Origin of the sequence: Erythrobacter sp. (assembly GCF_039988855.1) — a bacterium.
In the GTDB taxonomy this organism is placed as follows: domain Bacteria; phylum Pseudomonadota; class Alphaproteobacteria; order Sphingomonadales; family Sphingomonadaceae; genus Erythrobacter.
On sequence record NZ_JBDXIY010000001.1, the window covers coordinates 126,109 to 151,831 of the forward strand.

General features: G+C 54.8%; 21 protein-coding genes and 1 tRNA gene. 13 read left to right on the forward strand and 9 right to left on the reverse strand.

Annotated features, from left to right (window positions below; translation table 11 throughout):
- Positions 1-222 precede the first annotated feature (222 nt).
- Both ABJ205_RS00605 and ABJ205_RS00610 read right to left on the reverse strand, forming a co-directional pair.
- The gene (locus ABJ205_RS00605; protein ID WP_348159476.1) at positions 223-750 is read right to left on the reverse strand and encodes an RHS repeat-associated core domain-containing protein; all 528 of its coding nucleotides are present in this window, start codon (positions 748-750) and stop codon (positions 223-225) included.
- A gap of 102 nt (positions 751-852) precedes the next feature.
- Positions 853-1,503, reverse strand: a complete 651-nt coding sequence (locus ABJ205_RS00610; protein WP_348159586.1) for a queuosine precursor transporter — start codon at positions 1,501-1,503, stop codon at positions 853-855.
- A gap of 293 nt (positions 1,504-1,796) precedes the next feature.
- Here ABJ205_RS00610 and ABJ205_RS00615 point away from each other — a divergent pair, with 293 nt between their 5' ends.
- The 3 genes from ABJ205_RS00615 (at position 1,797) to ABJ205_RS00625 (ending at position 7,746) form a co-directional block, all read left to right on the forward strand.
- Complete coding sequence (locus tag ABJ205_RS00615; protein ID WP_348159588.1) at positions 1,797-3,041, forward strand: nucleoside transporter C-terminal domain-containing protein; 1,245 nt, start codon at positions 1,797-1,799, stop codon at positions 3,039-3,041.
- Between the two features lie 46 nt (positions 3,042-3,087).
- Positions 3,088-4,032, forward strand: coding sequence for a 2-oxoglutarate and iron-dependent oxygenase domain-containing protein (locus tag ABJ205_RS00620; RefSeq protein ID WP_348159478.1), 945 nt, complete (start codon positions 3,088-3,090; stop codon positions 4,030-4,032).
- Between the two features lie 270 nt (positions 4,033-4,302).
- Positions 4,303-7,746: a TonB-dependent receptor gene (locus ABJ205_RS00625; protein WP_348159480.1), complete on the forward strand. Its 3,444-nt coding sequence runs from the start codon at positions 4,303-4,305 to the stop codon at positions 7,744-7,746.
- A gap of 86 nt (positions 7,747-7,832) precedes the next feature.
- Here ABJ205_RS00625 and ABJ205_RS00630 read toward each other — a convergent pair whose 3' ends face one another.
- The gene (locus ABJ205_RS00630; RefSeq protein ID WP_348159481.1) at positions 7,833-11,051 is read right to left on the reverse strand and encodes an ATP-binding protein; all 3,219 of its coding nucleotides are present in this window, start codon (positions 11,049-11,051) and stop codon (positions 7,833-7,835) included.
- A gap of 120 nt (positions 11,052-11,171) precedes the next feature.
- On the opposite strand from ABJ205_RS00630, the gene ABJ205_RS00635 reads away from it, so the two are divergent.
- The 3 genes from ABJ205_RS00635 to ABJ205_RS00645 all read left to right on the forward strand — a co-directional run bounded on the left by ABJ205_RS00635 (position 11,172) and on the right by ABJ205_RS00645 (position 13,871).
- A complete protein-coding gene (locus ABJ205_RS00635) occupies positions 11,172-11,897 on the forward strand; it encodes an energy transducer TonB (RefSeq protein ID WP_348159482.1) in 726 nt (241 codons plus the stop codon).
- An 82-nt stretch (positions 11,898-11,979) separates the two neighbouring features.
- Positions 11,980-13,023: a mannose-1-phosphate guanylyltransferase gene (locus ABJ205_RS00640; protein ID WP_348159589.1), complete on the forward strand. Its 1,044-nt coding sequence runs from the start codon at positions 11,980-11,982 to the stop codon at positions 13,021-13,023.
- The gene (locus ABJ205_RS00645; RefSeq protein WP_348159484.1) at positions 13,020-13,871 is read left to right on the forward strand and encodes a class I mannose-6-phosphate isomerase; all 852 of its coding nucleotides are present in this window, start codon (positions 13,020-13,022) and stop codon (positions 13,869-13,871) included. The genes ABJ205_RS00640 and ABJ205_RS00645 overlap by 4 nt, the downstream gene beginning before the upstream one ends.
- A 49-nt stretch (positions 13,872-13,920) precedes the next feature.
- Here the strand turns inward: ABJ205_RS00645 and ABJ205_RS00650 are convergent, their stop codons facing one another.
- From ABJ205_RS00650 to ABJ205_RS00660, 3 genes are read right to left on the reverse strand one after another with little or no spacing between them, the layout of a single operon-like run.
- On the reverse strand, positions 13,921-14,217 hold the full coding sequence (locus tag ABJ205_RS00650) for a polyhydroxyalkanoic acid system family protein (protein ID WP_348159486.1): 297 nt from the start codon (positions 14,215-14,217) through the stop codon (positions 13,921-13,923).
- A 3-nt stretch (positions 14,218-14,220) separates the two neighbouring features.
- Positions 14,221-15,027: a hypothetical protein gene (locus ABJ205_RS00655; RefSeq protein ID WP_348159488.1), complete on the reverse strand. Its 807-nt coding sequence runs from the start codon at positions 15,025-15,027 to the stop codon at positions 14,221-14,223.
- Complete coding sequence (locus ABJ205_RS00660) at positions 15,027-16,259, reverse strand: toxic anion resistance protein (RefSeq protein WP_348159490.1); 1,233 nt, start codon at positions 16,257-16,259, stop codon at positions 15,027-15,029. The genes ABJ205_RS00655 and ABJ205_RS00660 overlap by 1 nt, the downstream gene beginning before the upstream one ends.
- Positions 16,260-16,457: 198 nt before the next feature.
- Here ABJ205_RS00660 and ABJ205_RS00665 point away from each other — a divergent pair, with 198 nt between their 5' ends.
- Entirely contained in the window at positions 16,458-18,074 is a 1,617-nt protein-coding gene (locus ABJ205_RS00665) for a TIGR00341 family protein (RefSeq protein ID WP_348159492.1), read from the forward strand.
- On the opposite strand, the gene ABJ205_RS00670 is transcribed toward ABJ205_RS00665, so the two are convergent.
- Positions 18,071-19,804 (reverse strand): fatty acyl-AMP ligase, encoded by a 1,734-nt coding sequence (locus tag ABJ205_RS00670; protein ID WP_348159591.1) that lies wholly within the window; start codon positions 19,802-19,804, stop codon positions 18,071-18,073. The two genes, ABJ205_RS00665 and ABJ205_RS00670, sit on opposite strands and share 4 nt — an antisense overlap.
- Before the next feature lie 140 nt (positions 19,805-19,944).
- Between ABJ205_RS00670 and ABJ205_RS00675 the strand changes: the two genes are divergently transcribed.
- The 4 genes from ABJ205_RS00675 (at position 19,945) to ABJ205_RS00690 (ending at position 22,175) form a co-directional block, all read left to right on the forward strand.
- Positions 19,945-20,643, forward strand: a complete 699-nt coding sequence (locus ABJ205_RS00675) for a regulatory protein RecX (protein ID WP_348159494.1) — start codon at positions 19,945-19,947, stop codon at positions 20,641-20,643.
- Positions 20,637-21,152 carry a DUF192 domain-containing protein gene (locus ABJ205_RS00680; RefSeq protein WP_348159496.1) on the forward strand — a complete coding sequence of 172 codons (516 nt, stop codon included), beginning with the start codon at positions 20,637-20,639 and terminating at the stop codon, positions 21,150-21,152. The genes ABJ205_RS00675 and ABJ205_RS00680 overlap by 7 nt, the downstream gene beginning before the upstream one ends.
- Before the next feature lie 65 nt (positions 21,153-21,217).
- Positions 21,218-21,637, forward strand: coding sequence for an NADH:ubiquinone oxidoreductase subunit NDUFA12 (locus tag ABJ205_RS00685; RefSeq protein WP_348159498.1), 420 nt, complete (start codon positions 21,218-21,220; stop codon positions 21,635-21,637).
- 85 nt (positions 21,638-21,722) lie between these two features.
- Entirely contained in the window at positions 21,723-22,175 is a 453-nt protein-coding gene (locus tag ABJ205_RS00690) for a DUF2155 domain-containing protein (protein ID WP_348159499.1), read from the forward strand.
- Here ABJ205_RS00690 and aat read toward each other — a convergent pair.
- Positions 22,124-22,849 (reverse strand): leucyl/phenylalanyl-tRNA--protein transferase, encoded by a 726-nt coding sequence (gene aat / locus ABJ205_RS00695; protein WP_348159501.1) that lies wholly within the window; start codon positions 22,847-22,849, stop codon positions 22,124-22,126. The genes ABJ205_RS00690 and aat overlap by 52 nt on opposite strands.
- 133 nt (positions 22,850-22,982) lie before the next feature.
- Here aat and ABJ205_RS00700 point away from each other — a divergent pair.
- A tRNA-Trp gene (locus ABJ205_RS00700) sits at positions 22,983-23,058 on the forward strand.
- Positions 23,059-23,602: 544 nt separating this feature from the next.
- On the opposite strand, the gene ABJ205_RS00705 is transcribed toward ABJ205_RS00700, so the two are convergent.
- The gene (locus tag ABJ205_RS00705; protein WP_348159503.1) at positions 23,603-25,156 is read right to left on the reverse strand and encodes an alanine/glycine:cation symporter family protein; all 1,554 of its coding nucleotides are present in this window, start codon (positions 25,154-25,156) and stop codon (positions 23,603-23,605) included.
- Positions 25,157-25,472: 316 nt separating this feature from the next.
- Here ABJ205_RS00705 and secE point away from each other — a divergent pair, with 316 nt between their 5' ends.
- The gene (gene secE, locus ABJ205_RS00710) at positions 25,473-25,697 is read left to right on the forward strand and encodes a preprotein translocase subunit SecE (RefSeq protein ID WP_348159504.1); all 225 of its coding nucleotides are present in this window, start codon (positions 25,473-25,475) and stop codon (positions 25,695-25,697) included.
- The last annotated feature ends 26 nt before the right edge of the window (positions 25,698-25,723 follow it).

The following is a 25,723-nucleotide window of genomic DNA, read 5'->3' on the forward strand; positions in this document are numbered from 1 at the left end:
CAGTCCAGTATAACAATGAGCCGACATAAACCTCATAGGGATTCGCATTGCTCCAAAGCATCGTAAACAGCCCTAAAAGTAAGCTACAAAAAAGAGAAATCTTGAGTGTTCTCATATTGGTTCTTCAACCCTCCGATATTCAGTCGATACTAATTTTGAGCCTCGTACCGCTTGACATGCCGTTTGGCGCTTTCCTGAGCCGCCTTAAAAGCACCGAGGGGATCAATCCGCACAAAGTCGTAAAAGGATATTGCAACCGGCACCTGTAGCTAAAACAGACTTAGCACATTCAGGGAGCATCTCGTCCCCAAAAGTCGTATTGCATTCGCTCTTGGAGGCTCCTGGTGTTCCCCAACAGATGTCATGGGCAGCACAAGCTTCAAATAGATTACCCACATTAAGTACGCTTCTTTCCGCGCCACATCCATCGTCTCCTTCTTCTTCACGCTCACCTTCGACGACAACTTCATTCTCTTCAGCTTCGTCACATATAGCGGGGCCACCATCTGGATTGGGAACGCATTTGCTTTCCAACCCTGTCGGATCGATCCCATTAATCGGATCATTCCCAACATAGGCGTAGAGGTTATACTGGTCCTCATATCCAATGGGATCGGTCTGGAGGAAGCTGCCGATGGTGGGCGAATACATGCGGGCTTTGTAGTAGTAGCGCAGGCGACGGCAGCGCCGGGGGCACTGCCCCAAGCCGAGCCCCAGCTCAGGGATCCACGCCTGCGCTTGCTTCTCCAAGTGTCCCCGACACTTGTGCGAGGCGCGCTATACCGAAACCGCCCCTTAGTCGCGACGTCGTCCACTGACGCGGTGTCAGGAATGCCGTATTCATCGTAGGAGTTAGGCCGCGGTTTTCCTCGCGTCCAGCCAACGTGCGGCTCTCACGCCAAAGGTGATGAGGAACGGTACGAGCACGATGCTTAGCGCTACTTTTGCGATCATTTGGCCGATCAAAAGGTTCATGATTGGGAACAGGCCATAGAAGGCAAGCGTGATGAAAATCACTGAGTCGAGCGCTTGGCTAAGCGCTGAGGCGATTGCGCCGCGGATCATAAGGCCAATTGTGGTCGCTTCGCCTGACCCTTTAAGCTTGTCAAAAATCCAAATATTGAGGAGCAGCGAGACGATATAGGCCGCAGGGCCCGCTGCCCAAACCCGCCAAACGGTCGAGTGCACACGTTCAAACGCGGCCAGATCATCCCCGCGACCTCCCAGCATTTCTGGGGAAGCCGGCAGGTGTAAAACCAATTGCATTAACACCGATGCGATCAACAGGGGCAAGAACCCCCACCACACGATCCGAGTTGCGATTTGTTTGCCGTAAAGCTGTGCCAGCGTGCTTGAAATCACCACGAGCAGGAGGAAGGCGAAAATGCCCGATTCCACCGCCAAGTCGGTCGGCACCAATTGCACCTGCTTATATGCAAGGACGCCAGCAAGAACCGTCATTCCGCCGTAAAGCAATGTGAAAACGAACAATCCCAAAGGCATGGAAATGCCGGACTCAATTGGGTTGTCGGATTGAGCGGCGGGTGCAGGTGTTGCGGTGTCATTCATAACAAACATGGCTAGGCGAGGCGTTGCCAAAAGGAAAGCGGGCGGGTGACAGCTGTCAACGGGGCTCTTTCCCAAACCCACTTACGAAGCCCTCTTGCGAAGCCCTCTTGCGAAGCTTCGTGCAAACTGCCACCTCTCGCGCAACAAAACAGGAAAAGGGGCCAGGTCATGGCTGCAACGCTGATGACCTGCGGCTGGGTGCTTGGGTGAGTGAAACTGCAACTTCGATGCTGATGAGTGTCCTTGGGATTGTCGCAATTCTGGCGATTGCTTTCTTACTTTCTTCGGGAAAGCGGCAGATCAAACTGCGTGTTGTGGGGGCAGCTTTCGCCTTGCAGGTGTTGATGGCGATCCTTGTATTGCGCACGGGTTTTGGCGTGGTCGCGATCCAATTCTTGTCAGACGGGGTGATCGCCCTGCTTGGGTTTTCGGTGGTCGGGATTGAAACCCTGTTTGGACCGATGGGAGATAACCCGTTCGCAAACACCTTTTTGATCGCGGCATTGCCGGTGATTGTGTTTTTCGCGGCGCTCGTCTCGATCCTCTATTACCTTGGCGTCATGCAGCGATTGGTGCGTTGGCTTGGCGGAGCAATTGGCTGGCTGACCGGCATCAGCAAGGTTGAAGCCTTGGGCAGCGCTGCGAATATCTTCGTGGGCCAATCCGAAAGCCCGCTTGTTGTGCGGCCCTATTTGGCTGCGCTTCCTCCATCACGCTTATTCACTCTGATGTGTGTCGGCATGGCAGGGGTCGCGGGGACTATCCTTGCTGCATATGCCTCTTTCTTGGGTTCAGATGCGGTTCCTTACCTATTGGCTGCGGCCTTCATGTCTGCTCCCGGGGGAATTTTGATGGCAAAGATCATCATGCCTGATGACCCTGAGGAAGCCGCGCAGCACGACAAGCTGATGGAAACGGTCACCGTTTCAGAGACGTTTGAGGAGGGCGAGAAGCCTGCCAACATCATCGAAGCAGCCGCGCAAGGCACGACGACCGGCGTCAAACTGGCGGTTGCTGTTGGCGCGATGGTTATGGTGTTTGTAGCCTTAGTTGCGTTGGCCAATGGGATGCTCGGCGGCGTCGGCGGATGGTTTGGCTATCCTGACATTACATTCCAGCAATTGCTGGGTTATGTTTTTGCACCGGTAATGTTCCTGATCGGCATCTCGGACTGGGATCAGGCCCAAATCGCTGGGGGATTGTTCGGTACAAAGATCGTACTCAACGAATTTGTCGCCTTCATCGAACTTGGTGCGGTCGAAGGTTTGACTGAGCGCAGCCGTTCGATTGTCACTTTTGCCCTGTGCGGATTTGCCAATTTGTCGTCAATCGCCATTCAAATGGCGGTGACGGGAGGGCTTGCCCCGAACCAGCGTCCGGTGATTGCGCGTCTTGGCCTGAAAGCGCTTGCTGCTGGTAGCCTTGCCAATCTGATGAGCGCCGCCTTGGCGAGTCTATTTTTGCCGTTTTAGGGCAAACACTCTGGAATGGGGCGGATGTCTCCACTAAGTGTGGGTCATGACCGACACACAAACATCCGCCGACATCGCATCTGTTTCCCTTGCTCAGCCTCCTCAGGATATCGCCGAGGAACTGGGACTTAGCTTTGCTGAGTATGGCTTTGCTGTGGTGCGTGATCACGGCATTTCACAAGAGCTGATCGAGCGCGCGGAAGAAACGTCCAAGGCATTTTTTGCGCTGCCAGACGAGGTGAAGCGTGGCTATAAGCTTGAAGGCGGCGGCGGTGCACGCGGTTACACTCCGTTCGGAACCGAGAAGGCGAAGGACGCAGACGTCTTTGATCTCAAGGAGTTTTGGCACGTTGGCCGGGAACTGCCAGAAGGCCACGCTTTAGCCGAGTTTATGGCTCCCAACGTTTGGCCCAAGGAGATCGCCGAATTCGAGGCGACCTTTAGTGAGCTGTATGCGGCTTTTGAACGGACGGGCCTTCGGGTACTCCAAGCGATTGCGCTGCATCTCAATCTGCCTCAAGATTTCTTTGCTGCGACCGTTGAGGATGGCAACTCGGTTATGCGCTTGCTGCATTACCCACCGCTTGGGCCGGACGCTCCTGATGGAGCCATTCGCGCCGCAGCGCATGGCGATATCAATACGATCACTTTGTTACTCGGCGCGGAAGAAGCCGGTCTTGAATTGCTGACAAAGTCTGGCGAATGGCATCCGGTCTACGCCGAGGAAGGGTCCATTGTGATCAATGTTGGCGATATGCTCGAACGGCTAACGGCGGGTGTGCTGCGCTCCACCACTCACCGTGTGGTCAATCCAAAAGGAGCAGGTGCACGCCGTTCGCGCTATTCCATGCCATTCTTCCTTCATTTCCGTCCCGATTATATGATTGATCCGCTGGAAAGTTGCGCCACGAAAGGAGGCGCGAACCCCGAAGCGCCGATCAGTTCGCATGATTTTCTGCTCCAGCGCCTGCGCGAAATCAACCTCGCTTGAGGCTTCCGATTCGTTAAATTCGTGTTTCGGCGAGCTCTGGTTACACCAGATTCAAAAAGGTAGATGGCGTGGCATCGGTGCAACACCGAGCTGTAGGGCCCGGAATCCCTAGCTTTTTCTGCCTCTCAAATAGTGTTTGAAGAGGAGTTTTACCGGGCACCTCGCGTGGCCGTCATGGACCTGTCACAAAAACCTCATCATGGGCCTCATTAGCGGGTTTAGGAACCCGTCCAGTTTTCCAATCCTTCAAGTGGTATGGGGCTCCCTCTTATGAAGTTAAAATATCTCCTAGCAGCAAGTGTTGTCAGTCTTTCAGCGGCAGCGACTATCGCTACACCTGTTCACGCACAGCAAATTACGTCGGGCGTGGAAGGCACAGTCACCGATGAATCAGGCAGTGCCCTGAACGGTGCAACGGTTGTCGTAACCGATACACGCACCAACCAAGCCAGCACGCTTACCGCTGGTGCCGATGGTAATTTCCGTGTTCAGTCGCTTCAGCCAGGCGGCCCGTTCACTGTGACTGTGACCGCTGATGGTTTCGAAGGCCAGACCGTCGAAGATGTGTTCCTGAGCATTTCAGGCAACACCAGCTTCAACTTCTCCCTGAGCTCGCAAAACGCAGGCAACACGATCGTTGTTACCGGTGTTCGCGCTCAAGTCAGTCAGGTTGCTGTGGGCCCGGGTACCGCATTTGACACACAAACGCTCGAAGCTTTCCCTTCGATCACCCGCGACATTCGCGACATCATCCGCATCGATCCCCGCGTAAGCCTTGATCGTTCCAATGATGTTGATCGCGTATCCTGTCTGGGTGGCAACGACCGTTCAAACACGTTCACCGTTGACGGCACTGTTCAAGCCGACGTTTTCGGACTTAACGGTACACCTTTCGCCGCGCGTAACGCACTGCCGCTGCCATTTGACGTGGTTGAGCAGACTTCGGTCGAATTCGCACCATTTGACGTTGAGTACTCAGAATTCACTGGTTGCTTGGTTAACGTTGTTACCAAATCAGGTGAAAACGAGTTTCATGGCTCTGCTTTCTACACCTATTTTGACGAAGGCCTCTTCGCCAACTCAATCGACGGACGCCCACTCAACGCAGGGTCCGAAGAGCGCTACGGTGCAACCCTTAGCGGTCCGATCATCAAAGATCGCCTGTTCTTCTCGCTCGGCTATGAAGAAACCGATCTTGGCGATGGCAACAACTTTGGTCCAGCTGGCGGTGGCTTCACCAACGAAGCTGACTTTGTAAGTCAGGCCCAGTTTGATCGCTTCGCTGAAATCGCAAACCGCGTTTACGGTCAGGACGTTGGCGGCTTCCCAACACAGCTCGATGAAAGCTCAAAACGTTACTTTGCTCGTATCGATGCCATCATCAGCGATGATCACCGTCTTGAAGCTAGCTATCAGCGTCTCGAAGAAACCAACATCGAGAGCGATTTTGGCGGTCAGAATCTCACCGGCTTTAACAGCTTCGAAGATGAAGGCACGATCTCTGACTACTATGCTGTGCGTCTTTATTCAGACTGGACTGACACGATCTCAACTGAGCTTCGTGTAAGCCGTTCTGAAGTTGGCGACGTTCAGGGCCCGTTGGGCTTTGGCGAAGCGCAATCTGACAATCCAACCGTTCGCCTTGCTGTGGGTGTTGCCCCTGACGGTACTTCAACAGAGAACGGTCTTCTTTCAACAGGACCCGGCATTTTCCGTTCGGCGAACCAGCTTGATACACGGATTGACCAAGCTCGTTTCCAGATGAACATCGATGCCGGCTCAGGTCACTTCCTAAAGTTCGGTGTTGAAGTAAACGATCTCCAGATTTTCAATCTGTTCGCCATTAACGCAACAGGTACGATCTTCTTCGACGGTCTCGATGACTTTGAAGCTGGCGTGGTTGCGCCAGGCTTCTTCTCGTCTGTCTTTGGCGATGTAGATGACCTTGTTGGAGGTGGAGATTTGGGCGGTGCAACCATCGCAACCAGCCTTAACGGTGACATCAACAATGCGGCGGCAGAGTTTGGCCGGACCATCTACTCATTCTATGCTCAAGATGAGTGGCAGGCGACCGATCAACTGTCGATCAATGGCGGTGTTCGTGTGCAATTGTACGATGGTGATGCACCTCGTGCGAACCCGAACTTCTTGGAGCGTTATGGCTTCAGCAACGCCAATTCGTTTGGCGGTCTTGATCCGGTAATCCTGCCGCGTCTCTCGGCTACGTATGAGCTTTTCAACGATGGCTTCTTGTCAAACAGCCGCGTAACTGGCGGTGTGGGCATCTTCTCAGGGGGTGATCCGGTCGTTTATTACTCGAACGCCTTCTCAAACGATGGCTTTGCGAGTGCGAATGGCGACACGTTTGATTCTGAGTGCGCTGGCCTTATTGACGCAAATGGCTCTTTCAATGCCCTTAGCGGTGGCACTTTCACAGGGTTCCCTGCATGCGCGGTGGCTGCTGGTGCAGCGGTCGCAGCGGTTGGTGGTAACGATGTCCAGTCAACTGACCCAGACTTCGATGTACCGACCGTTGTTCGTGCGAACCTTGGCTTCCAGACCACCATTGGCGCGCAAAGCGGTTTCTTCAGCGATTGGAATTTGAACCTCGATTACATCTACTCGCGGTTCAATGACACGCTGAACTTCGTTGATCTGTCACAGGCACCTGACATTCGCACCAATGGCGGCTTCACCGTTGATGGTCGCCCGATCTATCAGGCGGTCGATGCAACGGCTGCTGGTTGTAACGCGACACTGGTTTCTGGTGGTACGCCGCCTGTTTACGAAGGGCTCACCGCTGAGTGCTTTAACACGCGCCGCGATGATAACATCCAGCTGACCAATGGTCGCAGCTTCGACAGCCACGTTGCCTCAATCGTCTTGAACAAGACCTTCAGCGAAGGTCTATTCACCGAAGGCGGTTCTGTGACGGCAAACTTTGGCTATGCGTTCACTGACTCAGACAACTTCCGTAACGTCGGGTCATCGACCGCAACCTCGTCATTCGACGTAACAGCCGCCTTTGATCGTCAGAACCCAGTGAACTCCACCTCGAACTTCGAGACGCGGCACAATTTCACCGCAACGCTCTTTGTTCGTGAAGAGTTCTTCGAAGGTTTCGACACCGGCATTGCGGTTCTCTTCCGTGCGCAAGAAGGCCTGCCTTACAGCTTGACCTTCGATGGCGGCGGTGTCTTTGCCGACAGCTCGTCGGGTAACGATAATGCGCTGCTCTATATCCCAACCGGGATTAACGATCCAAACATCTCGCCTCTTTCTGATGCGGCAGACGTTGCAGACCTCATTACCTATCTCCAAGGCGGCACTACCGCTTCTGGAGCGGATGGGTCCGAGATCACAGCAGCGTGTAACTTCGAGTTTGGTCAATCAATTGCACGCAACACCTGCCGCAATGATTGGCACTACGACATGGATCTGCGCTTTAGCCAAGAGCTTCCATTCATTGGAAGCCTGACCGGCATCAAAGAAGACCGTATCGAAGTGTTTGCTGACTTCGAGAACTTCCTCAACCTGCTAGACAGCGGCGCCAATATCCGCCGCACGCGTAGTCAGTTCGTCGACCTTGTCGATGGCGGAGTGGACGATCAAGGTCGTTATATCATCGACGGTTTCAACCCGGACGACGACAACGACATCGCGATCTCAAGCTCGGCATGGCGCATCCAACTGGGTATTCGCTACGAATTCTAATTCGCGTCTGCATTCGATATGAAATAAGAGCGGCGGGGCCTTCGGGTTCCGCCGCTTTTTTGTTGGAAAGCCATTGTAGCCCGGCGCTATGCACCGATCTTGGAGAGAGTGTCTGCCGGATCATCAGCCACGGTGAGCAGCTCAAACGCCAACGCTTCGCGCACATCGCTAGGAAGACCCATGCGTAAGGCATGTTCAAGAGCTGCCGCTTGATCACCCAACTCAGCTTCGCCAAATATCGCAGCGGTTCCAGCGAGCTTGTGGACCAATCTTGCGATCTCATCCCAGTTTTCAGGTGAGCCACCTTCATCGCTCAAAGAACCATCTTCGAGCGCAATTCGTACAGCTTCTACTGCCTCGCTCCTTCGCTTTGTCCAGCGTTTGATGAGGCTGGGAGAGTGGAATTGGGATAGGCTAGAGCTGCGCTCGTTCTCTATCTGTGTTTCAGGAAGAGCGATCTCCCCGATCTTAGGAGGTCGCGCCGAGCGGCTGCGCGAGATGTCGACAATCTCAGTGGTGGGTTTGGGCAGATCATCGGCTCGGACGTTTTCTGGATGCTCGCCTGACCGCTGCGCACCGCCGGCTTCGGCTTGTCGTGCCTCGGCGCCTCGAACTAAGTCATCTCGTGCTTCTGGCAATGGCGTGTCGGTACGCGGGGCCTGATCACTCTCAAGCTCTGCAACAATCCGTGTAGGCAACCAGCGTTGCAGCGCCCGCGCCAGATCTGCGAAGACCAGTGGTTTTGCCAGATGCGTTTGCATACCTGCATCGCGTGCCGCAGCCAAATCCTCTGGGAAAGCATTTGCGGTCAAGGCGATAATCGGTAGATCTTCGGGAGTAATGCCCTCCATGCGAATGGCTTTTGTCGCGGCAAAGCCATCACAACCGGGCATTTGGATATCCATCAGCACGAGATCAAACGGTTTGCCGCGCATTATAGAATCGATCACCATCGCGATCGCTTCATTCCCATCATGCGCCGCCGCCACACTCTGGCCGCACCTTTCGAGCATTTCTGAGGCCAGCAATCGGTTGACGTCATGGTCTTCGACCAGAAGGATGCTGGCGGATTGGGTTATCATGGAGGGATCGACCGGCTCATCCAGCCTAGGCTCGCGGGTTGGTGATCGAGTGTAATTCGCAGGCAGTGTGAGACGAAAGCTCGACCCTTCGCCCGCCTTGCTTTCAACCATGATAGTGCCGCCCAAAAGTTCGGCCAATTGGCGGCTTATTGAAAGGCCTAAACCCGTTCCGCCAAAACGCCTTGCAGTGTCGCTTTCGCCTTGGGTGAAGGGGGCAAAGATGGTTTTCAGGCGCTTTTCGCTGATCCCAATCCCTGTGTCTTTGATATCGACGAGTATCGCTTCTTCATCGCTCGACATGGCGATTTCGACATGGCCGGATTCGGTGAACTTGATGGCATTTCCAACAAGGTTCAGGATGATTTGGCGCAGACGAAGACCATCGGTCCTGATCCAGGGGCTCTTACCTGAAGCATCATCATCGCATTCCAAGCTTGAGCATGCGCTGGCCATTGAAAATTTGAGCTTCAGCCCCTTTTTCTCAGCCGTAGGACGGTAAAGGTCTGCGCATTCAGATATGGTTGCAACAAGATCCACAGGTTCATCCGTTATGCCTACCTGCCCGGCCTCGATCTTTGATAAGTCGAGAATGTCGTTCAAGAGCATCATCATTGAGCGTCCAGACTGGACGATCATGTCGACGTGACGGCGGTTTTCGTCGCTAAGCTCGCCCTCGCGCATAAGTTCAGCGAACCCGAGCACCCCGTTCATTGGAGTTCTGATTTCATGGCTCATATTGGCTAGAAATTCGCTCTTTGCGCTTGCCGCCTTCTCAGCGGAGCGACGGGCCCGGGTCAAAAGCAGTTCAAGTTCAACGCGTTCGGTTACATCACGTGCAGACATCACAATGCCGGTGCGCTTGCAGCTGCTTTTGTCCTTGATGACAGCGCAGTCGGCCTCGATGAAGATGGGATCGCCATCCGTGCTATCCATTTGCCGGCGGTAAGTGAGACGCTCTTTATCACTTTGCCCACGGGTCAATTTGGCAAACACTTCCATGATCCGCTCATGGGCATCTTCATGGGTGTGATCAGTAAACCGTTGCCCGACCAAGTGCTGCGCTGGGCTACCCAATACATCTGCAACGGAAGGCGAGGCATAAGTGCACACGCCATCGAAATTCAGCATCAATATCGCGTCAGTGATGCCTTCAGTAAGCAGGGCAAGCTCCCGCTGACCTTTGTCCAGCGCTTCGGTCAACCTTTTGCGCCCGGCCAAGATGGCCGCAATCGGGAGACCGGTGAGAAAGTTGGCGGCGACAAAGGTCTGGATCAAATTGACCTGAGCGATTTTTTCAAGCCCTCCTTCTGCGATGGGACCAAGTCCCGCAAAGCTTGCGAGCGAGGCAACGATTGCGACGCCAGGCACAAACAGGGCGGTTCCAAGCGTGCCCAACCGAAAGGCGACAAGAAGCGTGATCGGCGGGATGAGAAAGAGCAGCGGGTACGAGCCGTGGTGAAACACCAGATAGACAACGCCAAGGCCCATTGCAGAAATTAGCACCGCCTCGAGAAAGCCCTTTCGAGCAATCGGCAGTGGAGAAACTCTCAACTGCGCAAGCAGTAAGAAGGCCGGAACAATCAGGATAATGCCAAGGCTTTCAACCAGAAACCATGCTGTCACGCCTTGCCAAATCACAACCAAATCTGGGCCCATGGCAGGAGCGACGATCAGGGCGCCGGCGACAGGGCCGATCACACCGCCATATCGAAGAAAGTGCCCTAAATGGGAAAGGTCCGAAAGGTCGGGCAATGCACCGCAGCTGCGCCTTGTCAGCCAAGTGACGAGGAAAATGTTCGCCAGATTGGCGCCCGTAAATACCAGCGCCGTCAAGAGCTGTGTGCCAAAGACCATGTTGGCAGCGATGCTGGCCAAAGCTATTCCCACAAACACTGGAAATTCATTGCGCAAACGCATTAGAAATAAGGCAGCGATCGCGATTGCATTGGGAAGCCAAACACTCGCCAAGGTTGCGTCAAAGCGTGCAATCGAAAGGCACAAAATCCCAGCTAGGAAATAGACAAATCCAAGCCCGGCGCCAAAAAACCATGATCGCAAACCATCGCCACGTGCGAAGAGACCGTGAAGTTTTATGCCGGAGAAGGGGGTGTCAAAACCCTGCGTCTGGTTTTGGGGAAGCCGATCAACGATTGCCTCTTCGCGCCTTGAAGAGGCGGGAGCTGTTGGACAAGCTTGCGCTTCGCTTCTAATTGTAGGCTCCATAGCAATTCACCTGAGGTGGTTGAACGAGCAAGCCGTGTTCGGGATTATTTGATCCTCGATTGTCTGCGGCTAACTTCTTTCACACTCACAAAATTCCACGTTCACTCTCGCAGAGAATAGATGATCAAGACCAAACCGCGCTATCAGGGAAAACCGCGATCTCCGCGATGGTCCTTGCTTGCCGGAATTGTCGTTTTTCACCTGGCGGCGCTCTACGGTCTCTCGCGTCTGCTCGCGCCGGAATTGACCGCCTCGATTGAGCGTGAAGTGGCAAGCGCGCTGACCGTGACGATTACCGCACCTGCTGAACCCGAAACACCGCCGCAACCTGATGAAGGGGCGCAAGGTGAGGCCGGGAAAGACGCTGTGCCTCAACCCGTAACTGCCCCAAGTCCGTCAATGATCGAAAAGCGTCCAGAACCTCGCCCACGTGCTTCATCGACAGGTACTGCAAACGTATCGGGTGCAACTGATGCTGGAGATGGTACCGGCAATCAAGGCGAGGGAGAGGGTACTGGAAGCGGCAATGGTGGAGGCGGCCAAGGCAATGGTGTGGCGGTCAAACCCAGTGTGCGTTCCGGCTCGCTTGACGCCAGGCGCGATTTTCCGGTGCCCGATGGCGGGCGCGAAACCCGATTTGGAATGTCAGTGACCGTGGTCTTCACCGTTTTGCCCGATGGCCGAGCCAGTGACTGTTCCGTCGCGCGCACAACGGCCGATGCAGGAACAACCGCATTGGTGTGCGGTTTGGTCGTCCAAAAGGTTAGGTTCAATCCTGCGCAAACAAGGAATGGCGACTTTGTTCCATCCCGCTATGGCTACCGCGTCGATTTTCGTGAGCGATAAATCAATTGTATCCAACCATTGTTCTGCTCAATGAATAGATGCATTGCTTGCAGGCGGGGCGGTACTTGGAGCAAAGATAGGAATACATGTGATCCACCCGGTAATTTTATGCGGCGGCAGCGGCACTCGGCTTTGGCCATTGAGCTTGAAATCGCGTTCCAAACCCTTTCTTCCGCTTGTCGGAGACACCAGCCTGTTTGAACAAGCGATTGAACGTGTCGCCGTGGATGATCGCTTTGCTCCGCCTATCATCGTTGCTGGCAGTGCGCATACGGGCCTAATTAAAGAGCAATTGGGTGAGACGCCGCACCGATTGATTGTTGAACCAGAGGCCAAGAACACCGCTCCTGCAATTGCATTGGCAGCAGCAATGCTCGCGCCCGATGACATTATGCTGGTATGCCCTAGCGATCATTACATCGCTGACGCGCAGAGTTTTCGTGACGTGTCTGTCGCGGCAGGTGCGCTGGCTTCGCAGGATTACCTTACTGCTTTTGGGATTACGCCCGATCGCCCGGAAACCGGCTATGGCTATATCCGTCAAGGCGAGGCTCTTGGAAGCGGATTTGCGATTGGCGAATTTGTTGAGAAGCCCGATCTGGACCGCGCTAAAACCTATCTTGCGAGCGGCGAGTATAGTTGGAACGGCGGGATCTTCGCGTTTCGCGCCGGTGCGTTTCTTGATACTTTGGCAAAACATCGCCCCGCCATGGCTGATGCAGTTAAACTCTCAATCGCTGGCGCGTCGAACGATGGATCAACCGTGCACCCCGATGCGGCGAGCTTTGCAGCGATTGAGGGCGAATCTGTTGACTACGCTGTTATGGAAAATTCAGATCGGGCCGCAATGGTGCCTGCCGATATGGGGTGGTCGGATATTGGCAGCTGGGCCGCGTTACAGGACGCCTTGATTGAACACAGCGATGGTGCGGAACAACGGAACGTTTCTAAAGGAAGCGTCGACCTAATCGATTGCCAGAACGTAACAGTAATGAGCGATGGTCTGCGTGTGTCGGCCGTCGGATTGCAGGATGTCTGCATAGTTGTTGCCAATGGGGAGGTCCTCGTAACCACGCGGGAAGGCGCACAGAAGGTAGGGAAACTCCCTGGCGCGGCCAACCAATGATAGATCGGCAAGAAGATCGCGCCAATTCGGCCCCGTTTGTCCGCAAACTGTCCAAGCGTATGGTTGAAAAAGTCTGGGGCTGTGAGGAATTGCCGGTCCCTTTCAGAGCGCCAGCAGGACAGCGGATCGGAGAGGTTTGGTTTGAGCCTCCGCCTGAAATGAATGATCTTCTGGTCAAATATCTATTCACCAGTGAAAAATTGTCTGTGCAGGTCCATCCGGGCAAAGATACGATGCAGGATGGTGAGGACAGCAAGGAGGAATGCTGGCTTATTCTGGATGCGCAACCCGGCGCGCAATTGGCAATTGGCTTCAATGAAGAAATCAACCCGCAGGCAATTGGAAAAGCGGCCAGAGATGGCACAATCGAAGAGCTTTTGACTTGGCATGATGTCAAGGCAGGCGATATTTTTCACCTTACTCCGGGTACCGTCCATGCCATTGGTCCGGGCTTGTCTCTGGTCGAAGTGCAGCAGAACAGCGATACCACTTTTCGGCTGTATGATTATGGCCGGCCCAGAGAACTGCATCTTGAACGCGCCTTGGCTGTTGTATCTGGTGCGCCGTTTCCCGCTAATCTTAAAGGCTCCCTTGAAACCCGCGGGGAAACGCTAATCGATGGAGCGCAATTCCGGCTTGATCGCATTGAAGGCGCCCCTGGACTGCAAATTGAGCAAGCTTATCCGGATGCCTTGCTAGCGCTTCCTCTTGCGGGCACGGTGAAAAGTGCTGCTGGGATTGGGACAGGAGTGATCCTTGGGGAAGAAGGAGAATGTCTTCTCGCCTCCAGCATCGATGCTCTTGATTTCAGTGAAGCAAAGGTGACTTTGCTCACGCGCAGCGTTTGAAGGCTATACTTTGGCAAACAACAGGGTCTGCGCAGTCTATTTGAGCTGCCTATTCGAGCAGCTTACCACCTTGTTTGCGCACTGCATTTTCAAGTTTGCCGCGCAGAAAGCCCAGCATGGCAGGTAGGTCGATTTCGATCACAACCGTTTCATCGGTGATGTCGATACTGCCCTCGATTTGCTGTCCAGCGGCGGTGATGAACAGGTCCATCTGATCCTCTTGGGGCCACTGTGTTTCCACGCTTGCCATGCCGGGAGGTAAATAGCTGCCGATCTCATGTGCATGGCTATGCATACGGCGGCGGACCTCTTCGCGGCCAAGCTTATGGGGAAGCGCTATCCGCACCTTTTACCCCTTGGCTTTTGTCGCTGGTGTTAGATCAGGCAATGGAACGCCCGTATCAGGCATTCCAGAGCCGTCTTCGAGAAGGTCATCTCCGCCAAACCGGTAGTCGAGATAGCGCGATTTCACCGCCAGATCGTCCATTGCGCCCTCGGCCAGTCGCCGGGTCACACGGTCCAATTCGCCTGAAAGCTTGGAGAGGCTCTCAACCAAACGGTCGTCGGCAGTGCCGCCTGCGTGCTCTTCTGAACGCAAATGCGCGGGGATCTTGCGGTAATTGTCGATGGTCTCTGGGATGTAATCTCCCACCAGCTCGCGCACTTCGGACATGGCCGGGTGGGCTTCATCCATCGTTTCAAGCTGCGCAGCGAGCGCATCCAATTGACCGCCCATTTTCTCGACAATTGTCGCAGCAATCGGCGGCAGGCCTTCGCGCTGATTTTCGAGCCAAAGCTCGACGCGCGTTACCATTTGCTTGGGGTTGCCTTGCTTAAGTTCAGAGCGTTTTGGAATTTTGATCTTGGGAAATTTGGTAAAGACGAACGCCGCCGCCATTACGGCTAGTGCAGCCATCATCACCCCGGTAAACCCAATTCCATCGAGAACAATGCCCGCTACTGACGCGCTGACCATAATGGTGAGAACCGCGCCTGCGAAATATTTTGCACGGTTCATCCAAACTTTGCGTTTTGCGATAGCAGAGCCGGCGCCAATCGAGGCTGCACGGCGATGCACGCCGCCATTGCGATTGGCGTCGAGCGACAGGTTTGCCGCTCGCATGATTTGATCAGTTTCGCGTGTGCTGTCGGGCATTAGCTATCCAAAGCAAGCAAGGACGGTTCGGTTGCAACCTTGGCTTGCGCCTGTGCCTGACCTTCGGCGCGCGCGATATAGCCTTTGGATTTTTCCACCTCATCAGAAAGCACGTTGACGGTTTGCTTCATGCTATCGAGGGCGCGAACCTTGAAGTCATCGACTTCATCCATGGTGTCATAGATGTTCTGGAATGCGCGTTGGAGCGTTTCGAGCGGGATAGTGCTGGAGGCGGCTTGCTCATGAATTTGTCCGGTCTGTTCGCGCAGCAGAGTGCTGGTGGAATCGATAATATCGCTTGTCGTTTGGTTGAGCGCGGTGATTTGACCCAGAACCAAACGTTGATTGGTCATCGCTTGGGCAACTGTCACAGCGGTGCGCAGTGCGCCAACGGTGGTGGTACCGGCACGGTCGACACCTTTGACAAGCTCAACGTTGTTTTTCTTAACAAGATCAAGCGCGAGGTAGCCTTGAACGCTCACCGCCATTTGGGTGAGCAGATCTTGGGTGCGTTGGCGAACATAGAATAAGGCGCTCTCTCGCAGAGCTTTCGCTTTTTCGGGATCGCTCGCATCCAATTCCAAAGCCTTGGCTTCAAGCTTTGCATCGAGCGTCTTGGCGATGTGGATCATCTGTTCCAACTCGCCCATTGCTTCCCACAATTTCGCGCGTTCGGTGTCGATCGCGGCATTGTCCATGTGGAGCTCTTTTTTGCCGTTTTCGAGCCGTTCTAGGATCGCCTGAATGTGGCCTTGGCTACTGGTGTAGCTGTCAAAGTAGTTCTTGAGCTTACTGCCAAATGGGATGATCCCAAACAGGCGGCGCGGTTCAAGCAACTTGCTCTTTTTACCCGGGTCCAGATCTTCAACCGTGCGGCGAAGTTCGGCCAAATCGCTGCCAACGCCGCTATCTGCGTCCATTGCGCGAACGGGACGATCAAGGAAACGGTTGGAATGCGCAGCGGCTGCGCGAATTTGTTCCTGACCCATGCGGGTGATTTGATCGACCTTCGCACCAAATTCGGGCGAGTTTGCGTCAACCGAGATCAGGTCATTCACAAAAGCGTCGGCTTTCGATTCCAGCTTCGATTGCTGTTCGGTTGGGACCGGCACAAGGCCCGATGCCTTTTCCGGGGCCACATGGGGCACAGGGGTGGGCGGAGTGAGTTCAAAATCGGTAGCCGTTTTGGTCGGTGCTGAAACGTTCGGCTCAGGTGTTGTCTCGGTGCTCATGGCGAAAAAATTGTCGCTCCCTCATTGACCACCGCATAAGGCGGCCTTGCTTACACTACTGTATTAGGCATCTAAAACACGTTCTTCAAGACTGCCCGTTTCCGCTCCGTTCGTCCATGCTTTTGCGAGCAGGAGTTCCGCTTTCGCGCTTTTGTTTGCCGAAGATTGGCTCTAACCTTGTTAGGCAGAGGGGGCAAAGTGACAGATCAGGGCAATAATCAAACCACGGAAAACCACCCGGGCAAGGCCCCTGCTCCCGAAGGCGGCGCGCCTGAACCGGGCGCAGTTTTTGGCAAAGTGGACAGTGCAGGTGAAGCGGTAAGGGCCGCAACGCAAAGCCGTTATGGCCTGATGCGCGTTATAGCGACCTTCCGCGGTTGGTGGCGCGATGATGTGATCGGAGCGGTGGAGCACGATGATGTCATCGAAAAGCGCCGCGATGAATGCGCCATGTCGGAACACTATCTTTTCATGACCGCAATGAGCGCAGGGATTGCGGTTATCGGTTTGCTGCAATCTTCAACTGCAGTGGTGATTGGCGCGATGCTTTTATCGCCGCTTATGGGACCGATTATTGGTCTCGGCTTCGCAATTGCGATAAGCGATTATCAATGGCTCAAACAGGCCGGTCGCTCGCTCTTTTGGGGCAGCGTGTTGGCCGTATTCCTTTGCTTTCTCCTGGTCTTTTTCTCACCTATTACAACCATAACTCCAGAGATCGCCGGACGCACTCAGCCGAATTTGTTCGATCTGTTTGTTGCGCTGTTTTCCGGGCTTGCAGGCGCATATGCGATGATCAGGGGCAGGGCCAACGCCATTGTCGGGGTTGCCATCGCAACCGCCTTGATGCCGCCGTTGGCGGTCGTCGGCTTTGGTCTAGCGACCTTTAACTGGACAGTATTTTCCGGCGCACTCCTGCTTTACGTTACCAACCTTGTGACCATCGCTCTTACCGCTTGGGGGCTTGCCAAGCTCTACGGGTTCGAAGGCCGATTGAGCCAGCGCCAGTCGCAGTTCCAAAACGGTGTCATTATTCTGGTGTTCTTCGCGTTAGCTGTACCCTTGGGGCTGTCGCTTCGGACCATTGCTTGGGAAGCCAATGCGCAGCGGATTGTCCGCGAGGAAATCACCGATGCATTCGAAGGCGAAGGCCGTTTGGCAGAGCTCGATATCGCCTTTTCAGAAAGTGCCGTTGGTGTGACGGCTACGATGTTTAGTCCTGAGTTTATTTCTGATGCCGATGCCTCAATCGCTGATGCATTGAGCAAGCGATTGGACCGCGAGGTTGAACTGACGATAGCGCAGGTGGAGACCGGTTCTGGTGCGGGTGATGCGGAACAAGCGGAGCTTGCCGCAGTTAGGGCAAGCGAGGAACAAGCAGCCTCAGCGCGGGCAAATGCTCTGGCTAACCGGCTTTCCTTGGTGGCCGGTGTCCCTGAAAGCGATGTGACGATTGATTCGACCCGCCGCCGTGCGACAGTGCGCGCGGTGCGATTGGATGGTGCAGAATTTGCTGCCTACCGGACGTTAGAGATGCGCATTGCCGCGACGGAGCCAGATTGGGTGATCGAATTGCTCCCGCCAGTTGGCGATTTGCCCGGTGGGGTTGAATTTGATGATGACGGCCTAACAAGCGAAGGCGCAGAGGCATTGGCGGTGATCGAATGGGCGGCAAAACGCACGGGCCTGCCGATTGTGCTCACGGGCTCCGAAGCGCAGGCCGAGCAAGCGGCTGAGCGGCTTAGAAATAACGGTGTAAGCGTAGAAGTTGAACCCAGCTTTGGCCCGGTAAGAGCCGACTGGGCCGGACGTTAGGCCGCCAATTCCAACGGTACGATCTCGCCCGCCAAATAAAGCTTCTTAGCCTTAGCGCGGCTCAGCTTGCCTGAACTGGTGCGCGGAAGTGTCCTTGGAGGGACCAATTCGACCACGCAGCTCATACCGGTGACCGACCGCACTTTGTCAGCGATCTGTTCGCGCAGTTTGACCCGCTCAACCGGATCGGAAACGCGGCAATGAACAAGGACGGCCGGGGCTTCCTCACCATTTTCTGTCTCTAGTGAGAACGCGGCAATGTCGCCGTGGTTAAAGCCAGGGAGCTGTTCGACAGCCCATTCGATATCCTGCGGCCAATGGTTTTTGCCATTGATGATGATCATGTCCTTGGCGCGGCCAACGATGAACAGATATCCATCAGCGGTGTAGCCCATATCGCCTGTATCCAACCAACCATCGACGAGGCAATCCTCGGTCGCTTCGGTATTGCGGAAATAGGAATGCATCACGCTTGGGCCGCGGCACCAGACCTTGCCGATCTGGTGGTCTTCGCGGCGCTCTCCGTTCTCGCCAGAGATGAAGACTTCCATATCGGGCAGCGGCTTGCCGCAGTTCACAATTGCACGGTAACGGGCAGGGCGGCTGAGGTCGCGGGGCGTACCAGACAGTCGCTCTTCCTCGACCAGCTCAACCTTAATCCCTTCACCAGGTGGCATCACCGTTACGGCGAGCACTGCCTCTGCAAGGCCATAGGATGGCGTGAATGCGGATGCCTTGAAGCCGGCATCGCTGAATGCGTTGACGAAGCTTTGCATTACATCCGGGCGGATCATGTCTGCGCCGTTCCCCGCAATGCGCCAGCGCGACAGGTCAAAGCGTTCCGCGACATTTGTTTGGCTAGAGATGCGGCGGGCGCAAATGTCATAGCCAAAGGTCGGCGAATAGCTGGCCGTGTTGCCGGGATTGCGGCTGATCATATCGAGCCATGCCAGCGGGCGGCGCGCAAAGGCATCCGGTTTAAGCAGATCGACTGAAAACTGATTGGCGATGAGTGACAGGAAACAACCCACCAGACCCATATCGTGATACCAAGGGAGCCAGCTGACGCAGCGGTCATTTTCACCCAATTGCATCGATACCGCATGCCCATACAGATTGTGCAGCAATGCCTCATGTGTGACCGCAACGCCGGTTGGGAAACGGGTCGAGCCGGATGAATATTGCAAATAGCAAATGTCATCTGGTGAAGTTTTTGGCAGCTCGACCTCAACCGCGTCATATTTTGCGAAGTCTTGCCAGCTGATGCCGGAACATTCCTGCCGCTGCGCCGCAGCGCTCGCCATTTCGGCGATCTCTTCCGGATAGATCAGGACGACTGGGTCTGAACTGTTTAATTGCACAGCAAGCTGGTCGATGTAGCTTTCCTTGCCGCCAAAGCTTGTAGGTAATGGGAGCGGCACAGGCCATGCACCGATATAGACGCAGGCACAAAAGAGTGCGGCGAATTCAGGTCCGGTCTCAGCGATCAAGGCAACACGGTCTTCCCGTTTAATCCCTGCTGCGATCAGGCGGTATGCCATTTGAATGGCGTCATCGCGCATCTCTGAATAAGGATACACGCGCTCCAAATTCCCACGCATATCGTGGAAGTTCAGGCCCTTTCGGCTCTTTGCGGCATAGTCGATGGCGTCATTAAAGGTCGCGAACTGAGCGCGGATCCTTGGCAATTCACAGTCATTCGGCGTCGGCGTCAAAGCGGCGTCGGTCATAGTGTTTGCAGTACCCGTCATTTCCTGTGCGCTTGTTACAACGCACCCTTTCGATCCCAACCCATTTTTGGTGAATTTACATCTCTAAAACGGGTTTTGTCTTTTTCATTTGATAAGGACTGTGGCACGAATAAGGCGAAATGACCTCCGAGGGAAGCAAAACGTCACCGCAGACAAGCGGAAATGCCCAGTTTTCGGCAGAAAACGGCTCTGAACGCGCAGGTGCGAAAGGTGTGCGTAAACGCAAAAAGGTGCGTCCTCTCGACGAAACGTCCTTACGCGACCTTGCATTATCCTATTGCGCACGCTTCGCCACGACTGGCGCAAAGCTTGAAGGATACCTTGCGAGAAAGCTTCGCGAACGCGGTGTCGCTGAGGATGGAGAAGGCAGGGTCCAGACGCCTGATGTCCCCGCTCTTGTCGCTAGACTGATTGAACTCGGCTATGTCGATGACGGAGCCTATGCACGTTCAAAGACCCGCGACTTGACGGCGAGAGGGTATGGCGCGCGGCGGGTGGAGCAGGCGCTTTGGGCGGCAGGCGTTGATGAGCATACGCGTGAAGAAACTGCTCCGAATGAGGCAGAGACACGGCGCGCGGCCATTTTACTTGCGAAGAAGCGCGGGTTTGGGCCATTCGCTCGTCACATAGATGAGGATGTATCCGAGCAGGCCGCCCACAAGCGCCGCGACAAACAGGTTGCCGCAATGCTAAGAGCAGGCCACAAGTTCGACCACATCGCGTTCATCCTTGATGCACGGGAAGAAGGTGGCATAGACGAATGGCTTATCGAAGCCGAAGAAGAAGCCAGAGAAGAAGAAGGTCCAAATTCATGGTGAGAATTGCAGCAGCATTGGCTGGTTTGGCGTTGGTGGCGTGTTCTCCGAATGGCACGTCAGCGCAAGAAACTGCGTCCGCACCTGCTCCTGCTACGGCAACTCCCGAGGTCTCGGAAGCCGGTCTTCGCCTGATTGACGTAACGATTGTGAGCGGTGACACGAGACGCAGTTTTAAGACTGAACTGGCTGCGAGCCAAGAGGAACAAGCCAAAGGCATGATGTTCCGTACCGAAATGGGCGATGATGAGGGGATGTTGTTCCCGTCATATGCCCCGCAATTTCGCAGCTTCTGGATGAAAAACACACCGCTTCCGCTCGACATCATTTTTATCGGGCCGAACAAGCGTATTACGAACATCGAGGCGGGTGTTCCTTATTCACTGGATAGTGTGACATCGCGCGGCATGTCGATTGCGGTGTTTGAAATCCGCGGCGGACTGTCGGAGGAATTGGGCATTGGCGAGGGTGATTTGGTTGAATTCGAACTCCCGAAAGACGCAAGTTTGTAGTTTTTCGCGGCCACGTAGTAGCTCTCGCTTGGCCTCTTCACTCAATTCCGCTAACGGCTTGGCTTATGGGAATCCTAGGTAAGATATTCACTTGGTGGGACGGTGCGACGCTTGGTACGCACTTGTGGGCCAAACGCGTTGGCGGCGAGCATGTTGGCACGGACGCCGAAGGCAACAAATATTACCGTTCCAAAGGGACGGGCGGTGCCAACACGGGATCCTACACGCAGAAAGAGCGCCGCTGGGTGATCTATGACGGCGTGAATGATGCAAGCCGCGTGCCCAGCGAATGGCACGGCTGGCTTCACGGTGCATTTGATGATGTACCAGAAAGCAATCTGCCCCCTGCCAAAGTGTGGGAAGCCGAATACACGCCCAACGCAACCGGCACACCCAATGCGTATCTGCCGCAAGGCATGATTGAACGCGGCGGAAAGCGCGCCAAAGCCGATGGCGATTACGAAGCGTGGGCACCTGAGGGCTGACCTGCCAGTATTAGTGACTGTGAACCGCAGACTTTCTTTGACCCTTCCGCTTCTCGCCGCTTTTGCGTTGACGGGATGCGGAGCGGTGAGCTCGTTTTTCGGAGCAGAAGCGGACGAAGGCGAAGCAGAGAACGACGCGTCGCAGATCAGTGCGCCTTCGGATGAAGTCGCCGCCGCTTTGGCCGCAGCTGAGGCCGAGGACGGTGCCACTCCAATGGCACAGCGGGTCGCCACCATTGGTCTTCTCAACAAACGCAACAATCTGAGCCAGGATTTCGAGCTTCGTCCCGGTGAAAGTGTCGAAGAAGGTCCCGTGATTGTGCGGCTGGACGCGTGTGAGCGCACCGCGCCATATGAATTTCCGCAAGAGACAGGCGCGTTTGTCCAACTCGACGTATTGGAGCGCGGTCAGGATGAACACTCCCGCGTGTTTTCAGGCTGGCTGTTTAAGGAGAACCCCAGCCTTAATGTGGTTGAGCACCCGGTCTATGACGTTTGGGTCAAAGACTGTGCGATGAGCTTTCCCGGAGAAGAGTGAGGGGCAGCAGGGGCGTGTGCGAACCGTGTGAAAGCCTCGAACAGTTCTAATTCAGGTTTTTTCTGCGCCATCCCAACCAGTTTCAAATACGCTTTTTGCGGCATCTCTACCGCGCCCATACTGGCGAGGTGATCTGTCATAAACTGGCAATCCAGCAGTTTGAAATTCGCTGCCCTCAAACTTGCAACCAGCCAACACAGCGCGACTTTGCTGGCGTTGTCGGCATGGCTGAACATGCTTTCCCCGCAAAAAACCGAATCGAATGATACGCCGTAAAGGCCGCCAACCAGACGCCGGGTGCTGACTTCATCATGTTCCCAGCATTCAATGGAATGGGCATGACCCGCCCGGTGCAAGCCTTTGTAGCTTTCAACGATCCGGCCGCTGATCCAGCTTTCCGGGTGGCCAGGGCGGGGCGCAGCACAGGCATGCATCACAGCTTCGAAGTCCTGATCCATGGTGACAGTAAATCGGTCAGAGCGCAGCACCTTGCGCAAGGATTTAGAGACGTAGAGGCCTTCCAATGGAATAATCGCCCGCTCGCGCGGTTCCACCCAAAAAATCTCTTCATCCTCACGGTTATCTGCCATCGGGAAAATGCCGCTGCGATAGGCAAGCAGCAGGGTTTCGACCGGGACCGGCATAGGCATCTGAGGGTGATGGGGCGCGTGCATAATGGGGTGAAGCTTACCACCGCGCTGTGGATGCGTCAGCACGCAATTGACCGGCGAAGTTACAAAAAGGGGCGCCGGTTCATTGTGAACTTGCCTATTGCCAATGCACGTTCTAAAGGCCGCTTCCACGCGTAGGGGCGTAGCTCAGTTGGTAGAGCGTCGGTCTCCAAAACCGAAGGTCCAGAGTTCGAGTCTCTGTGCCCCTGCCATTTTTGGAATCCATTTAATCTCTGGTGATCATATTGATCGCGCTTTTGCAGGGCGTTGCGATTGCAGCGTTTGCCAAATGCGTCCTGCCAAGCCTTATCAGCGTTGCCGCCTACCCAATTTCTGGAGTTGCCACGCTAAGCCACGCATTTTTCCGGATGTGCCAATTTGCACATCGCGCGCACTCACCTCTCGCCAAATTCCTCCCCGAGTTCAGCGATTCGAAGGGCTTGGTATCAGGTTAGATCTCTCTGGGTAGAGCCTGATGATGATATCATGTGATGATCGAACTGGGGGTAAGATCATTGTGTGCCAAACCTTCATATCGCTGCTCGCGGCCTGACGTCGAAAAGCAGTCTTTTGACGTCCAGCTTGAGAAGCTCTCGCCATAAGGGCAGTGACTTATAGCGAAGTTGATCAAGGGTGCTTGAGCCCCTCGAGGGCTCTTTAGAAGGGCCGCAACTTATAAAGGGGGACCCTTATCCGGGTGTTGGGAGCGTTCTTGCGAATAGAACGCTCCCATTTCCGTTTCTGGCTATTGAAGAATTAATATTCCTCAGGCTCTTCGGGCGTATCGGCATGGTGATCCTCGCCTGCCGTTTTGTCGCCCCGCGCCAATTTGAATACCACCCCAGAGAGCAGGATCAGTGCCAAAAGGTTTGGCAATGTCATCGCAGCATTTGAGATGTCGCCAAGACGCCAGACCAATTGCGAAGGTTGTGTCGCGCCTACAAAGATCGCAACGCACCAAATAACCCGCCAAATAATGTGAAGTATTTTCTCACCCTTGCGGGTTGATCCCGGCACACGATCATAGATGAAGGTGATCGCCCGTTCACCGTAATAGCTCCAAGTGAGCAAGGTCGTGAATACGAACAAAATGAGCGCAACGCTCACCACCAACGTCCCCAGCGGAACACCTGCGATCAGGGTCGGGAAGGCCGCCGCATAGGCAGCGATAGTGGTCGCTACTCCTGCGGTTTCAACCGTGCTGAGGTCTGATTGCCACACATGATCAACCGCTTGCCCGCCGCCAGTGAAATCGCCCTGCACGGTGAGGATCACCAGAGCGGTCATGGTGCAGATCACGATGGTGTCAATGAACGTGCCGAGCATCGCCATACGGCCTTGCTGTTCAGGATCATCGGTTTGAGCCACCGCGTGCGCGATTGGCGTGGAACCTTGGCCGGCCTCGTTTGAGAAGAGGCCGCGTGCGACACCTGCACGGATTGCAATAATAATCAGCGCGCCGACAAAGCCGCCTTCTGCTGCTTGATTGTTGAACGCCCCTGCGAAGATACGACTAAACGTCTCTGGCAGGTCGCCAGCATTGAGGATCAACGCCACAATCGCGAGCAAAATATATGCCGCAGCCATCGCAGGAACGACGCTTTCTGCGACCCGGCCAATGGATTTAATTCCGCCGATGATCACGACAAACACGGCAAATGCGACGACTAGGCCGCCGACCCAGCGTTCGATACCGAACAATTCGTTTAGGCCAGTGGCAACTTCATTCGCTTGGATTGAGTTGCCTGTCACCAAGGCAGAGAACAATGTGCCAAGGCAGAAAATGATCGCAAGCCAAGTGTATTTCGGCCCCAAGCCCATCATGATATATGTCATCGGCCCGCCGCGATATGCCCCGTCAGAGGTTTTCTCACGGTATCGGATTGCAAGCGAACCTTCTGCAAAGGCGAGCGCCATGCCGATTATAGCAGTGACCCACATCCAGAAGACAGCGCCTGGTCCTCCCCATGCAATCGCGAATGCGACACCTGCCAAGTTTCCTGTTCCGACCTGCCCGGATAAAGCGGTGGAGAGTGCGGCGAACGGCGAGATTTCGCCTGCGCCTTTCCCTTTGCGGCTTGCGAACAATCCTTTGAGCGACGCCCAGAATTTAACGATCGGATAAAACCGGAGGCCAACCATTATGTAGAGACCGACGCCCAGCAGGATGACCACCATGGGGGGCACCGCGACTTCGCCGATGCTAAGCCAAGAGACGGGTTCCCCGTTCCATTCGCCGCCCCAGATAAAATCAGACACGTTTACGACGTGATCAACTAAGCTTTTACCGCCTTGCGGATTGGCTGCCATTTGAAGAAATTCCCCGATAGTTTCCCGTAGACGCCTCGCTTGCCTGCTTCCAACAGGTATCGGGCGCGGTTGAATAGTGGCTACGCTAAAGCCGCGAAGCTCGGCTGGCTAGGCAAAAATGAGCGGGGCGAGCGTGAAATGGTAGCATCAATGCTGGATACTCTTGCCAAAGGCTGCGTTTCGCCGTATTTCGCGACTCAATTCCGACATTGGTAGCAATTAGAGCCCACCCGAGACCTTGTTCCCGGCGGCGATGAGCCCTACCTGAGAGCCGGATACACCGACACACTCACGCGTAACGTGAAAGATGGCAAAAATGGCTGACGCACAAAAAGCACCTGAGAAGAAGCGCAAGACCTCTGTTCCTGAGTTCGTGAATCAGGTTCGCACCGAGACCAGCAAGGTGGTTTGGCCCACCCGTGAAGAGACGGTTCGAACGGCTATCTTTGTCTTTATCTTCATGGTGGTGCTCTCCCTGTTCTTCTTCGGGATCGACAGCCTATTCAACGCCGTCGTCAACTTCCTGTTGACGCTCGCATAAGCGCTTTATTTCAAGGACAAAATTTC